Below are 13074 nucleotides of genomic sequence, written 5' to 3' on the forward strand. Positions count from 1 at the left end.
GCTCAATAAGCACACAACGAGAAGGGGCGACAATGCAGATCTCTGCGCAATTTGATAGCGGTAATATCGAGGTGGTTAAAGCAGATACTGCCGACGATATTCGTTTACGGATTAAAAAAGACCATCAATCAGATTTTTATCAATGGTTCCACTTTAAACTGTTCTGCGAAGCCGGTGAAGAACACACCATGGTCATTGAGAACGCAGGCCAGTCAGCCTATCCTGACGGCTGGAAAGACTATTCAGCGCTTGCATCGTACGACCGTGAGACGTGGTTCCGTGTACCCACTGACTATGATGGAAAAGCGTTGACCATTCGTCACATTCCCGAGCAAGAAAGCGTGTATTACGCGTATTTCGTGCCTTATTCATACGAACGCCACTTGGACTTGGTGCAGAGTGCACAACAGTCATTAGACTGCTATCACGAGTTACTCGGCACGACACTTGATGGCCGTGAATTGAACTTGTTGGTGGTGGGTGAACCAAGTGAACAGAAAAACACTATCTGGATAACCGCGCGGCAACATCCAGGCGAGAGTATGGCTGAGTGGTTGATTGAAGGCCTGTTGCAACGTTTATTAGATGACGAAGACGGCATTGCCCGTAAGTTGTTGCAACAAAACGTGTTCTACATTGTGCCTAATATGAACCCTGATGGCAGCGTTCGTGGACATTTGCGTACTAACGCGGTGGGCACCAACTTGAACCGTGAGTGGGACAAACCGAGCTTAGAAAAAAGTCCAGAAGTGTATTATGTGCTGGAGCGCATGAAGGAAACGGGCGTAGATATGTTTCTTGATGTGCATGGTGACGAAGCTTTACCGTATAACTTTGTTGCTGGCTGCGAAGGCATTCCATCGTACGACGAGCGCCACAAAGATTTGGAAGAAACCTTTAAAGCGGCGTTACTAGCGGCTACACCGGAATTCCAAACGGAGTACGGTTACACGTTAGATAAACCGGGCGAAGCGAATTTATCGGTAGCATCGACTGCCGTTGGTGAACGCTTCCGCTGTTTGGCTTATACGTTGGAAATGCCATTCAAAGACAACGCCAATTTGCCAGACGAAGATTTCGGTTGGTCTGCCCCACGCTGCCAGCGTTTAGGTGAAGATTTACTGACGGCTATCTGGCAGGTATCACCAAAATTACGCGGTTAATTACTTTGGTGCTAGCGAAAGTGCTAGCACCTAACGATAACAACAATAAGAGGTTATTACCTTGGAACTGCTCAATAATTTACTGCTGTATATCGACAGCTATTTAGGGTCAGCGGCTTACTTTCCATATCTATTGCTTGGAGTAGGTTTGTTCTTCACATTGTACTTAGGTTTCCCGCAAGTTCGGTATTTCCGGCATGCCTGGCGAGTAGTCGCTGGTAAGTTTGATAAAAAGGGCACGCCAGGTGATACCAGCCACTTTCAAGCGCTTTCTACCGCGCTATCGGGCACCGTCGGTACCGGTAACATCGGTGGTGTGGCGTTGGCAATCTTCTTGGGTGGACCCGCGGCGCTATTCTGGATGTGGATGACCGCCTTCATGGGGATGACGACCAAGTTTGTCGAGGTAACGCTGTCGCATAAGTATCGGGTGAAAACCGAAGATGGCACCATGGCAGGTGGCCCGATGTACTACATGGACCGTCGCTTGAACATGAAGTGGTTGGCAGTGATTTTTGCCATAGCCACCATCATCAGTTCATTCGGCACAGGCAACATGCCGCAAATCAACAACATTGCGCAATCAATGGAGCAAACCTTCAGCATCGATCCTGTGGTTACAGGTGCGGTACTGTCGATTTTGTTAGCCATGGTCATCATCGGCGGCATCAAACGGATTGCTGCGGTAACGTCAAAAATCGTTCCTATTATGGGCGTGCTGTACGTGATTGGCTCATTAAGTGTCATCCTTTATAACCTGGATAATATCGGTCCGTCATTCGTTTCGATTTTTTCTGATGCCTTTACCGGCTCAGCCGCGACTGGCGGCTTCTTAGGTGCGTCTTTTGCTTACGCATTTAATCGTGGTGTTAACCGAGGTTTGTTTTCAAACGAAGCGGGTCAGGGTTCTGCACCGATTGCGCACGCCTCGGCACGAGCCAATGAGCCAGTATCGGAAGGCTTGGTGTCGATCCTTGAACCTTTCATCGATACCATCATTATCTGTACCCTGACAGGTTTAGTCATTCTATCTTCTGGTGCTTGGACGCAGAAATTTGAAAACGTCTTTGCGCGCACCGACTTGGTGTTTGTGACCGGGCAATATGATGACCATAACGATGCTGACCGCGAACAACTATACAAGTACTTAAACGGTAAGAAAGACAATACTGTTGAGAACTATAGCGGTACGGTTCAAGTGGTTGATGGGATACCGAAAAACAACGGTGAATACACCATCTTGCATGCGCGTTCAGTCGCGGAAGATGTGCACTTTATTGTTGCTGGCGAAGATCCGTACACGGGTAAACTACCGATTAAAAACGGTCAGTTGATGAAAGAAGACATTGAAGTGGTCGGTAAGTCGTTGATTCACTCTGCGGCTCTTACTTCAGTGGCGTTCTCTGAAGGCTACTTAGGCGATTTCGGTCAGTTTATTATTCCCATCTCATTGCTAATGTTTGCCTTTTCGACAGCGATTGCGTGGTCGTATTACGGCGACCGCGCAGTGGTGTATCTGTTTGGCCAACGTGGTGTTATGCCTTACCGTATTTTGTACGTGTGCGGCTTCTTTTGGGCATCTTTTGCCGATACCACGCTTATCTGGACGGCTTCAGCGGTAGCTATTGTACTAATGACGCTACCTAACTTGTTAGGTATGTTGTTGTTACACAAAGAAATGAAGCAAACCGTTAAGTCGTACTGGGAAGATTTCCGTAGCGGCAAAAACTAAAATTGCGCTGCAGACGTAAAAAACCCGCTGCCTTTTGCAGCGGGTTTTTTCTTGGCTAAAACGCCACTGCGCTTGAAATTACAGGCAAAAACCTTATATTGCTTAACTTGTTGTTATCCATGGAGCCCATATGGCACTCATTCAATGTCCATCCTGCGGTAAGCGCATGTCATCAAAGGCAAAAACCTGTCCGCATTGTCAATTCGTTACGGCGGGGCAGTCGCAAGATGACTTAAAGCGTGAGTCCATCCGCTTGAAACAGCAGAAAGTCGACAAAATTAATTCGCAGTCCATGCTTGCGTTGTTGATCGCGATTGCTGGCTTTGCGTATTTTTTTCTACAACAGCCGACACTTAAGACGCCCACATATTTTTTATCAGTTGGCGCTATTTTGGTCGGAGTGTTCGGTTTTTTGATCAACCGTGTTCGGCTGGTATTGGTTAAACGAAAGTGATGGTCCGTCATGCAGTTCGATGATCTACTACAATCAATGAGTCTGGAAACGTACCAACGCTTAGTCGCGGCCGTTGAAACCGGACGTTGGCCCGATGGTAACCCGTTATCCACCGAACAACGGGAAAACGCATTGCAATTAGTTATGGCGTACCAATCGCGCTATTTGCCGACCGAACAGCACATGAGCATTGGTGCAAATGGCGAGATTGTGATGAAAAGTAAACGCGAATTAAAGCAACAATTCAAAGATGCCGCGCCTGAACAAGAAATCACGCGGTTCAGTCTTAACGACGAAGATTAGGGTGATAGTAAAGATGGTAACGCTGCTTGACGATATGCTTAAACAAGCAAAAGCATTGACCGAAGATGAACCGGATGTAATTGCCAATCTTGCCAATATTTCAGCGCTGATTTACGAACAAATGCCGCGCCTAAATTGGGTCGGTTTTTACCTCACCAGAGAGCCAGAGATGCTGGTGCTGGGGCCGTTCCAAGGGCGAGTCGCCTGTGTTCGAATTCCGTTTGGACAAGGCGTGTGTGGCACCGCTGCCGCCACCCAGAAGCTGCAACGCGTTGCTGACGTTAATCAGTTTGCTGGGCATATTGCCTGTGACAGTGCGTCCAACAGCGAAGTGGTTGCGCCGATTGTGGTTAACGGTAAAACGGTTGCGGTATTGGATGTCGACAGTCCTGAGCTCGACCGTTTTAGCGAACAAGATGCCCAAGGACTCGCTGCTATAGCGGAATATTGTCAACAGCTGAATTGGGCTGGGCAGGGGGCATAATGTACGCCGACTTCGATGTACATGCTTACTTGGTAAGTCAGCAAGACACCCAATTTTTTGAAGATCACGAAGAAGAAGCTGCAGACCGAATAAACGAAATGCTTCATTTAATCGCTAGCGAGCGGTTGGACGATGACAGCTTAGATCAGCTTGAAGAAGCGGTTCGGCGGACATTGTTTGACTGGATTGAAGAGCCAGCATTACTTGATCTTGAGTTTGACGAGATGCAGGATTACATCAGTACGTTGCTAAAAGACGTGCGGGAACAGGAAGAAGATTCGAATGACTGACAGTGAAAAACTGACAAAGAGCAAAGACATCATTGCCTACTTGGCGGAGCAATTCCCCGAGTGTTTCTCCATATCGGGTGACGCTAAGCCGTTAAAAATTGGTATTTTTGAAGATTTAGCAGCGCGCTTAGCGGATGACGATAAAGTCAGCAAAACGCGTTTGCGCACTGCGTTGCGCCACTACACCAACAGTTGGCGTTATTTGCGTTCGGTAAAAGTGGGCAGTCAACGGGTCAACCTTGCCGGCGAGCCGGTAGCCGCGGTAGAAGAAGAGCATCAACAGCATGCTCAAGAAACCCTGAAAGAATCACGCGCTAAAGCAGCGGAGCGAAAGAAAGCACAGGGTGGAACGAACGACGGTGATAAAACGAATAGCGAGCAGAAAAAGCGCCGCACCGAAAAAGCACGCCCCCCCAAAAGAGCTACGGCTAAACCCCATAAAGTCGCTAAGCCGAAAGCGCCAAAGTTGAAAGATGTGGAACTAAGCGCACTGTCAGTCGGTCAACAAGTACAGGTAAAAGCTGGACAGTCTCCAATGCCAGGTGTCATTGTTGAGATTGATCGAGATGATGTACAGGTTCGTTTAAATAACGGACTTACCATGAAAGTGAAGGCGGAAAACGTCTTTCTTACAGCGAACGCTTAAGTGCTCGCTGGCAATTCAGGAGTAAAGCATGAAGCAGTGGGCAACTAAACCTTTATCATTTGCCGTTGCGTTTTTATTGCCGGTAGTGGCGTTAGCAATTCCACCAAAATATGACGTGCAGCAGCTGCCCTCATTACAGCAAGAGGAGCAGCACGAAGTAGCGAGTAAACGCGTTACCTCTTTCTTTACTCGTTATCATTTCAACCACATGGAATTAAATAACGCGTTGTCGGAAAAAATCGAAGCGCGTTACATTAAGATGCTCGATTACAACAAGATGTTTTTCTTAGCTGAGGACATTAAAAAGTATGAAGAGTATCGCCATTTGTTCGACGAAATGCTAAACAACGGTGAACTTGATATTGCCTACCAAATCTATACTGATAACTTAGAACGTCGGTTTGAGCGTTACACCTATGCGCTGAGCTTGCTCGATCCTAAAAAGCCAATGGACTTTACGGAAGCCAATGATAAGTATTATTACGATCGTGAAGATGCCAAGTGGGCGACATCGAAAGAAGAGCTTAACGAAATTTGGCACGATCGGGTGAAATACGATGCGCTCAATTTGAAGCTTGCTGGCAAAGACTGGCCAGAAATTACCGAAACACTTGGTAAGCGCTATAACAGTGCGTTACACCGTTTAACGCAATCAGAGAGTGAAGACGTCTTTCAAACCTTAATGAATGCGTTTGCACGCAGTATCGATGCTCACACCAGCTATTTATCGCCCCGCAATGCGGAACGCTTCCAGCAAGACATGAACTTGCAGTTGGAAGGTATTGGGGCAGTGCTACAAGCCGAATACGATTATACCGTGATTCGTAGCTTGGTTCCTGGTGGCCCAGCCGACAAAACCGATAAACTCGATCCGGAAGATAAGATCATCGGCGTAGCACAGGGTGCAGCCGGTAGTGATGATGCCGAAGACTTTGTTGATGTTATCGGCTGGCGTCTTGACGACGTGGTTGATTTAATTAAAGGACCCAAGGGCACGGCTGTGCGGCTACAAATTTTAAAATCTAGCCAAGGCGCAGGTGGTACACCGAAGGTTGTCGAAATTGTCCGTGACACCGTTAAGCTTGAAGATCGCGCGGCAAAGGCGGAAGTCAAGATCCCTGATTCGGGACCAAACAAAGGCCGTAAGATGGGCGTGATTGACGTGCCGGGCTTCTACAACGGTTTAACCGAAGACGTTAAAGGCCTACTTGCGGATCTCAAGAAACAGGACGTTGAGGGCGTGATTGTTGATTTGCGCGGTAATGGCGGTGGAGCATTGACCGAGGCCATTGGTTTAACGGGCTTATTTATTGACAAAGGTCCCGTTGTGCAGGTGAGTGATGGTCGTGGCCGTGTTGAAGTCAGCAGGGACGACGACGGGGAAACCTACTACGATGGGCCTTTAGTCGTGCTGGTTAATCGTTACAGTGCGTCGGCATCGGAAATTTTTGCTGCGGCTATGCAGGACTATCAACGAGCATTAATTGTTGGTGAGAACACCTTTGGTAAAGGGTCGGTCCAGCAACATCGCAGCCTTAATAGACGCTTCGACTTCTTCGAGAATCCGCTGGGTAGTATTCAATACACCATTGCGAAGTTTTATCGGGTAGATGGTGGCAGTACCCAAATAAAAGGCGTTGAGCCTGATATTAAGCTGCCAGCTTTTGTGTCACCCAGTGAAACGGGTGAAGCGGTAGAAGATAATGCGCTGCCGTGGGATCAAATCGCTCAAGCGGAATTTAAGCCGACCAAACAGGTGTCTAAAGCAGAGGTTAAAAAACTGCAAAAAGATACGAATTTGCGGATTGAAAAAGATCCTGAGTTTAAATATATCTTTGCTGACATTGATGAGTATCAGCGTGAGAAAGATAAAACGTGGGTTAGCTTAGTGCTGGCGGAGCGTGAACAAGAGCAGAAGGAAGAGCAAAGACAGAAGCTTAAGCGCGTGAATGAACGTCTGCAAAGACTTGGTATGGAGCCGGTAAAAACGTTGGAAAATGCGCCAGAAAAAGCGACTGATATCGATCCTTATTTGAATGAGACAATTAGTGTGGCGTTCGATTACTTGGATGACACCAAGGAACAGTCGAGAGGCTAAACTCATCGAACAATCGCATAAAAAAGCCGCAATTATTGCGGCTTTTTTTGTATAAACTTGTCAGTTATGCGCGTTTTATGGTGAGATAGCGCCTTCTTAAATGCCCGATAGGCTCGCTTACTATGACAACAACAACGATATCGAGCCGGTGGTCCAGCAGACTGTCGTTTATTTTAGCGTCGGCAGCTGCGGCTGTTGGTCTTGGCAATATTTGGAAATTCCCGTACATCGTCGGTGAGAACGGTGGCGGAGCTTTTGTACTGGTCTATCTTCTCTGCATTCTGTTAATCGGTTTGCCAGTGATGATGGCCGAGGTGATTATCGGTCGCCGTGGGCGCCATTCACCAGGGTATGCGGCGAAAGCGGTTGCAGAAGAATCAGAACGCTCAAGTTATTGGCAAATAGCCGGCTGGCTTGGCATGCTCACTGGCTTTTTGGTGCTGTCGTTCTACGCAGTTATTGCGGGTTGGTCGCTGGCCTATGTGAGCAAAAGTGCTCAGGGCTTATTTCAACAGCAAGGTGCAGATTCGATCAATCAAATTTTTGCTGATCTACTCAGCTCGCCTGCTGAACTTACTCTATGGCAGACCATTATCATAGCCTCTACGGTATTGGTAGTCGGCAAGGGTATTCGCAATGGTCTAGAGCGTGCGGTACGGTTTTTGTTGCCAACCATGGTGTTGCTATTGCTAATCATGGCTGTATACGCAGCACAAATCGGTGACTTCGGCGCAGCCATGCGGTTTATGTTCGCGCCAGATTTTGACAAGCTTAGCATTGGTGGCGTAATGATTGCCCTAGGCCATGCGTTTTTCTCTTTGGGGTTAGCGTCTGGCGTGGTCATTATGTACGGCGCTTACTTGCCGAAAAGCACCTCAATTGTGCAAACCAGCTTGTGGATTGCCATTGCCGATACTGTGGTCGCGTTACTGGCTGGACTGGTCATTTTTCCTATCGTTTTTGGCTTTTCGTTAACCCCTAGCGAAGGTCCGGGTCTGATTTTTACCACATTACCGCTAGCGTTTGCCGATATGCCAGGTGGTCAATGGATTGGCACTCTGTTCTTTATTATGCTGGTGATTGCCGCCTTCACCTCGGCCATTGCAATGATTGAGTCTTCGGTAGCCTTTATTGAAGAGAAATTCTCGCTTTCACGCTGGCCAGCGACGATTAGCGCAGGGGTGGTGTTGTGGCTGCTTGGGCAATTGACGGTTCAATCGTTTGCAGGGACTGGTTGGACGCAGCTCGACTGGCAATTACCGGGTAAAGCGGCGCACAGTATTTTTGATATTATCGACTATGCCACATCTAGCGTGTTGCTGCCCTTGGGTGGATTGCTATTAGCGTTGTTAGCAGCGTGGGTAATGAAAACCCAACACAGTGAAGACGAGCTCGACACTCAGCCATGGATCTATCACTTGTGGTTATTGTGTCTCAAATATATTGCGCCAATCGCAATTGTGATGATTTTTATGCAGTTGATCGGCATTATCCAATTTTAATTTTGTTGTTTACAGGTACCTAAGTTCATGACTCAAGACACTCGGCAACCAACGTTAACACAAGCACTGATCCCATTAGTGGTGCTTATCGCGTTACTGGCTTCGTCCGTTTATTTGTTTGGCGAAGATTCGTCCTATGGTCCTAACCAAATTGCGCTGTGGATTTCAGCCGGAGTTGCCGCGATCATTGGTTTCCGCAACGGTTTCACTTGGGAACAGTTAGAAGATGGCGTTACCAAGGGCATCTCGGTAGCGTTGGGCGCCTTGCTGATTATCTTAGCGGTGGGTTCGCTCATTGGTACCTGGTTGCTGTCGGGGACGGTTCCCACACTGATTTACTACGGCCTAGAACTGTTAAATCCCAGCTTATTTTATGCTGCAAGCTGCGTCATTTGTTCCATCGTCGCGTTATCGATTGGTAGCTCATGGACCACAGCCGCCACCATCGGTGTGGCGCTCATGGGAGTATCGCAAGGAATGGATATGTCGCCGGCAATAACCGCCGGTGCAATCGTCTCTGGTGCATACTTTGGCGATAAAATGTCGCCGCTATCAGATACCACCAATTTGGCACCAGCCGTCAGCGGCACCGAATTATTTGCCCACATTCGCTACATGGGGTATACCGCGGGTCCAGCAATTATTATCGCTATCTTGTTGTTCCTAATCCTCGGTTTCCATGCCGACACCGACGTTAGCCTCGGGCGCTTAGCGGAGATGCAAGCAGAATTGCAAGGCACTTTTAATATTGGCTGGGAAATGATGGTTCCGTTAGCGGTACTGTTATTCTTGGCCGCGACGCGCAAACCGGCGTTACCCACGGTATTCTTTGGTGCGTTATTGGGTGGTGTTTGGGCATTAATTTTTCAACCAGAGATGGTGCACCGTCTAGCGGGTGGCGAAGAGGGTATCGTTGCCTCATTAAAAGTGGTGTGGATGGCATTATCCGACGGCACTGTTGTGGATACCGGCAATGATAACCTTGATTCATTGCTTAGCGGTGGCGGTATGTCGAGCATGCTAAATACCGCATGGTTGATTTTAAGTGCCATGACCTTTGGCGCCATTATGGAAAAAGTAGGCCTATTGCGCCGTTTTATTCAAGGTATGTTGCATTCCGCTAAATCGGTGGGTTCGTTAGTAACCGGTACGTTATTTACCTGCTTTGGGGCAAACGTATTAACCGCTGACCAATATATGGCTATTGTCCTGCCTGGACGAATGTTTAAAGAGGAATATGCGCGTCGGAATCTTGATCCAAGAGTGTTATCACGGACGTTAGAAGACAGTGGTACCATCACCTCGGCGCTGATTCCATGGAATACCTGTGGTGCCTATATGTTTAGCGTTTTGGCAGTAAGTCCTTTAGATTATGCGCCGTTTGCATTCTTTAACTTACTCACGCCAGTTTTCGCAATGCTCTATGCCTATACCGGCTGGACAATCTTGTACCGTAAATCTCCCGCTCAACAAACAGCAGAGGCTGCGTAATACTCTATGACCACACAACCTCAAGCAAAATACCGTTTAGATTATCAGCAACCCGACTTCTTGATTGCTAATGTTGATCTGCGCTTTGAACTAGACCCAGATAGTACGCGCGTGACCAATACGATGACGCTCAGCCGTCAAGGTCATCACAACAAAGACTTAGTGTTAGATGGTGATAGTTTAACCCTACGAGGTGTGTGGATAGACGGCGTAGCAATGCCGCAAAGCCAATATTCGCAAACGGACAATACGCTCCAGATTCGAAATGTACCAGACCAATTTGAGCTGACCATCGTTACCGAAATCGCGCCAGCAACTAACGAAGCCTTGGAAGGTCTGTACTTTCAAGAGCAGAGTTATTGCACGCAATGTGAAGCCGAAGGGTTCCGGCGGATAACGTACTATTTGGACCGTCCTGACGTGTTAGCGGTTTTTACCACCACCGTTGTGGCAGCAAAACAAGGCTTTCCTTATTTGCTCTCGAACGGCAATAAAGTCGATGCCGGGGAAGAGGGTGAGAGGCATTGGGTCAAATGGCACGATCCGCATCCAAAACCATGTTATTTGTTTGCATTAGTGGCAGGTGACTTCGATTTATTGGAAGACGAGTTTGTAACGCAAGATCAGCGTACCGTTAAGTTGCAACTGTTCGTCAATAAGGGCCAAGTGGAACGCGGTCGGTTCGCAATGACGTCGTTAAAGAATGCGATGGCTTGGGATGAGCGGCGCTTTGGCTTGGTTTACGATTTAGACATTTACATGGTCGTTGCGGTCGACTTCTTTAATATGGGCGCGATGGAAAATAAGGGCTTAAATGTCTTTAATGCCAAATACGTATTGGCCAGCCAGAAAACAGCGACCGATCAAGATTTTTTAAACGTCGAATCGGTGATTGGTCATGAGTATTTCCATAACTGGACCGGTAACCGTATCACCTGTCGCGATTGGTTTCAGTTGAGCTTAAAAGAAGGTCTGACCGTTTTTCGAGACCAAGAATTCAGTTCCGACTTAGGCTCACGTGCGGTGAACCGCATCAAAGACGTGCGGATTATTCGTAGCCACCAATTTACTGAAGATGCCGGGCCAATGGCACACCCCATACGGCCCGACAAAGTTATTGAAATGAATAACTTTTATACGGTGACCGTTTATAACAAGGGCGCCGAAGTTATTCGTATGTTGCATACCTTGTTGGGCGAGGAGGGCTTCCAGAAGGGCATGCGGCTATACGTTGAGCGCCATGATGGACAAGCCGTGACCTGCGAAGATTTTGTCAAAGCGATGGAAGATGCCAATAAGCGAGACTTTAGCTTATTCCGCCGTTGGTACAGTCAAGCAGGAACACCGGTGGTAAAGGCGAAGGTCGAATATGATCCGCAACAACGCCAACTGACGCTGACGCTAGCACAACATACACCGGCAACGCCGGGGCAGACGGAAAAGCAAGCGCAGCACATCCCAGTGGCGATCTCCGCTTATAGTCAAGTCGGCCAGCCGTTAGCAATATTCGATGGCCAACATCAAACCTTGTTGTCACTTACGGAAAGCGAGCAGGTGTGGCAATGGCAAGGGGTAAACGAACCCGCAGTATTGGCGTTATTTGACAATTTCTCGGCGCCGGTCAAGGTCGAGCGCGAGGTCAACGATCGCGAGTTGATGGTGCTCATGATGGCGGCCGACGATGCGGTTAGTCGTTGGGACGCCGCACAGCAGCTGTTTCAACGCTTGGTCCAAGACGCAATTGCCGAACAGCGCGACGTTGAAGTCACTGGACCTGTTTTAGAAGCCTGTCGTCAGTTGTTGCGAGCGGACACCGATCCGGCTTTACGAGCGTTAGCATTAACGCTACCAACCGCGGCAACCGTTGCAGAAAACTACCAGACCATTCCAGTAGAGGCTATTGTGCGGCAGTTACAATGCTTGCAGAGCATTTTAGCCAAGCAACTCTACACTGATTGGTTAACAGTATACGAGACACTCGCTGAACAAACTGCAAGCTATGAGTTAGCGGCGCAAGATATTGCCGCACGGCAATTGAAACAAGTAGCGCTGCAATACATTGCAGAGTCAGGTAAAGCCGGTAGTGGTGAGCTATTGCGTCGACAATTTAACGACGCTAGTAACTTGACTGACCAACTCGGCGCATTGCAGGCTGCGGTGAGTGTTAACCATAACGTAACCACCGAGTTGTTAAGTGCCTTCGATGAACAATGGCGAGGCGAGAAATTGGTCATGGACAAATGGTTCAGTGTGCAAGCATTGCGAAATGCACCGACGACAGTCGAAAACGTGGCAGAGCTAATGAAACATGCGGATTTCAGCCTAAAAAACCCCAACCGGGTGTATTCGCTACTCGCCGCATTCACCCAAAACATGGCGCAGTTCCATCGCGCCGATGGTGCCGGCTATCGTTTGGTGGGTCAGGTGATTCGAGAGTTGAATCAAACCAATCCGCAAGTGGCGTCGCGGTTGTTGACACCTTTCATGGCGTGGAAGCGTTACGACACTGAACGTCAGCAAAGAATGCTGCATGAATTGCAACTTATTCGTGAGTTGCCAAATTTGGCGGCTGATCTATACGAAAAAGTGGAAAACAGTTTATCTGCATAATCAGTCGTGGAGCATTGGGTCTAGCATGCAGGTCACTTACTACTTTAACCTGTCGATGAGCTACCAGACATTTATTGATGTCTACTATAGCGGTAAGGCGCAAAGCCTTATGGTTACGTCTGATAACGGTACCCGGCTGAGCATTCCAGCCGGGCGTTTTATCCCCCTAGTTAATGCCGCAGGACTGAACGGTCGGTTCAAGTTAGTGGTCGATGAGAAGGCAAAATTCCAATCACTTGAGCAAATTCATTCAGCTTAACCTCATATCCATTCGACACGCCCCGAATTATCTGGTCTAAAG

General features: G+C 48.1%; 12 protein-coding genes. All 12 read left to right on the forward strand.

Features of this window, described 5'->3' with window-relative positions:
• Nucleotides 1-32 precede the first annotated feature (32 nt).
• The 12 genes from CWI84_RS00535 (at nucleotide 33) to CWI84_RS00590 (ending at nucleotide 13032) form a co-directional block, all read left to right on the forward strand.
• A complete protein-coding gene (locus tag CWI84_RS00535; RefSeq protein WP_126840627.1) occupies nucleotides 33-1163 on the forward strand; it encodes a M14 family metallopeptidase in 1131 nt (376 codons plus the stop codon).
• Between the two features lie 61 nt (nucleotides 1164-1224).
• Nucleotides 1225-2895, forward strand: a complete 1671-nt coding sequence (locus tag CWI84_RS00540; RefSeq protein WP_126840628.1) for an alanine/glycine:cation symporter family protein — start codon at nucleotides 1225-1227, stop codon at nucleotides 2893-2895.
• 130 nt (nucleotides 2896-3025) lie between these two features.
• A complete protein-coding gene (locus CWI84_RS00545) occupies nucleotides 3026-3349 on the forward strand; it encodes a zinc ribbon domain-containing protein (RefSeq protein WP_126840629.1) in 324 nt (107 codons plus the stop codon).
• A 9-nt stretch (nucleotides 3350-3358) separates the two neighbouring features.
• Complete coding sequence (locus CWI84_RS00550) at nucleotides 3359-3652, forward strand: YeaC family protein (RefSeq protein WP_126840630.1); 294 nt, start codon at nucleotides 3359-3361, stop codon at nucleotides 3650-3652.
• 13 nt (nucleotides 3653-3665) lie between these two features.
• Entirely contained in the window at nucleotides 3666-4136 is a 471-nt protein-coding gene (locus tag CWI84_RS00555) for a GAF domain-containing protein (protein WP_126840631.1), read from the forward strand.
• Nucleotides 4136-4426 (forward strand): hypothetical protein, encoded by a 291-nt coding sequence (locus tag CWI84_RS00560; protein ID WP_126840632.1) that lies wholly within the window; start codon nucleotides 4136-4138, stop codon nucleotides 4424-4426. The genes CWI84_RS00555 and CWI84_RS00560 overlap by 1 nt, the downstream gene beginning before the upstream one ends.
• The gene (gene proQ / locus CWI84_RS00565; protein WP_126840633.1) at nucleotides 4419-5072 is read left to right on the forward strand and encodes an RNA chaperone ProQ; all 654 of its coding nucleotides are present in this window, start codon (nucleotides 4419-4421) and stop codon (nucleotides 5070-5072) included. Before CWI84_RS00560 ends, proQ begins: the two co-directional genes overlap by 8 nt.
• A 28-nt stretch (nucleotides 5073-5100) precedes the next feature.
• Nucleotides 5101-7170, forward strand: a complete 2070-nt coding sequence (gene prc / locus CWI84_RS00570; protein ID WP_126840634.1) for a carboxy terminal-processing peptidase — start codon at nucleotides 5101-5103, stop codon at nucleotides 7168-7170.
• 122 nt (nucleotides 7171-7292) lie between these two features.
• A complete protein-coding gene (locus tag CWI84_RS00575) occupies nucleotides 7293-8672 on the forward strand; it encodes a sodium-dependent transporter (protein WP_126840635.1) in 1380 nt (459 codons plus the stop codon).
• Nucleotides 8673-8699: 27 nt separating this feature from the next.
• Complete coding sequence (gene nhaC / locus CWI84_RS00580; RefSeq protein WP_126840636.1) at nucleotides 8700-10163, forward strand: Na+/H+ antiporter NhaC; 1464 nt, start codon at nucleotides 8700-8702, stop codon at nucleotides 10161-10163.
• 6 nt (nucleotides 10164-10169) lie between these two features.
• Nucleotides 10170-12773, forward strand: a complete 2604-nt coding sequence (gene pepN / locus CWI84_RS00585) for an aminopeptidase N (RefSeq protein ID WP_126840637.1) — start codon at nucleotides 10170-10172, stop codon at nucleotides 12771-12773.
• 25 nt (nucleotides 12774-12798) lie between these two features.
• Nucleotides 12799-13032: a DUF2835 family protein gene (locus CWI84_RS00590; RefSeq protein WP_126840638.1), complete on the forward strand. Its 234-nt coding sequence runs from the start codon at nucleotides 12799-12801 to the stop codon at nucleotides 13030-13032.
• The last annotated feature ends 42 nt before the right edge of the window (nucleotides 13033-13074 follow it).

It is taken from the genome of Idiomarina tyrosinivorans (assembly GCF_003987475.1).
Lineage (GTDB): Bacteria > Pseudomonadota > Gammaproteobacteria > Enterobacterales > Alteromonadaceae > Idiomarina > Idiomarina tyrosinivorans.

What these genes read in the sequence shown, in the direction of transcription:
- CWI84_RS00535 (WP_126840627.1), top strand. Translation starts at nt 33, where the DNA reads ATGCAGATCTCTGCGCAATTTGATAGCGGTAATATCGAGGTGGTTAAA.
- CWI84_RS00545 (WP_126840629.1), top strand. Translation starts at nt 3,026, where the DNA reads ATGGCACTCATTCAATGTCCATCCTGCGGTAAGCGCATGTCATCAAAG.
- CWI84_RS00550 (WP_126840630.1), top strand. Translation starts at nt 3,359, where the DNA reads ATGCAGTTCGATGATCTACTACAATCAATGAGTCTGGAAACGTACCAA.
- CWI84_RS00555 (WP_126840631.1), top strand. Translation starts at nt 3,666, where the DNA reads ATGGTAACGCTGCTTGACGATATGCTTAAACAAGCAAAAGCATTGACC.
- CWI84_RS00560 (WP_126840632.1), top strand. Translation starts at nt 4,136, where the DNA reads ATGTACGCCGACTTCGATGTACATGCTTACTTGGTAAGTCAGCAAGAC.
- proQ (WP_126840633.1), top strand. Translation starts at nt 4,419, where the DNA reads ATGACTGACAGTGAAAAACTGACAAAGAGCAAAGACATCATTGCCTAC.
- prc (WP_126840634.1), top strand. Translation starts at nt 5,101, where the DNA reads ATGAAGCAGTGGGCAACTAAACCTTTATCATTTGCCGTTGCGTTTTTA.
- CWI84_RS00575 (WP_126840635.1), top strand. Translation starts at nt 7,293, where the DNA reads ATGACAACAACAACGATATCGAGCCGGTGGTCCAGCAGACTGTCGTTT.
- nhaC (WP_126840636.1), top strand. Translation starts at nt 8,700, where the DNA reads ATGACTCAAGACACTCGGCAACCAACGTTAACACAAGCACTGATCCCA.
- pepN (WP_126840637.1), top strand. Translation starts at nt 10,170, where the DNA reads ATGACCACACAACCTCAAGCAAAATACCGTTTAGATTATCAGCAACCC.
- CWI84_RS00590 (WP_126840638.1), top strand. Translation starts at nt 12,799, where the DNA reads ATGCAGGTCACTTACTACTTTAACCTGTCGATGAGCTACCAGACATTT.